This window comes from Kocuria salsicia (assembly GCF_007681555.1).
GTDB classification, from domain to species: Bacteria; Actinomycetota; Actinomycetes; order Actinomycetales; family Micrococcaceae; genus Kocuria; species Kocuria salsicia.
In genome coordinates this window covers 1-608 of sequence record NZ_VELE01000037.1, presented here as the reverse complement: position 1 = coordinate 608, position 608 = coordinate 1, and the positions used below count along the sequence as shown (strand labels likewise).

Genomic DNA, 608 nt, shown 5'->3' with positions numbered 1-608 from the left:
TGAACCGTCCCAGGTTTGGTGCCGCATCTTTTCGAGTTGAGAGGATGGCGTCATGCCGAAGAAGATTGACCCCGCTCTGCGTGAGCGGGCCGTGAGGCTGGTGCTGGAGCACCGGTCAGAGTACCCGTCGAACGCGAAGGTGATCGCGGCCGTAGCCCGGCAGGAGTGCGTCGGTGCGGAGTCCTTGCGACGGTGGGTGATCCAGGCCGAGATCGACGCGGGTGACCGTGGTGGTCAGACCAGCGAAGAGCATGCGGAGATCCGCCGGCTCAAGGCCGAGAACCGGGCGTTGCGTGAGGACGTCGCGATCTTGAAGGCGGCGACGGCTTTCTTCGTGGGGGAACTCGACCCCCGCAACCGTTGATGATGGGCTTCATCGACCAGATGCGCTCGGAGGGCTTTGCCGTCGAGTCGATCATTCGCGTCCTGCGTGAGCAGGGCGTGAAGATCGCGGCACGCACCTACCGGGCCTGGAAGCGAGGCCGGGTCGCGGTCCGGACCGTGACCGACGCGATCGTCGTGGACGCGGTCCGTGACGCGGCCTGGCGCGACGAGACACTGCCCGGCGGGAGCACACGCCGGAAGATGACCCCGGAGGGTCTTTACGG

General features: G+C 66.4%; 1 pseudogene. It reads left to right on the top strand.

The window, feature by feature from the left end:
• Positions 1-52 precede the first annotated feature (52 nt).
• A pseudogene (locus tag FS770_RS13590) lies at positions 53-608 on the top strand (IS3-like element ISPfr13 family transposase); the annotation flags it as partial.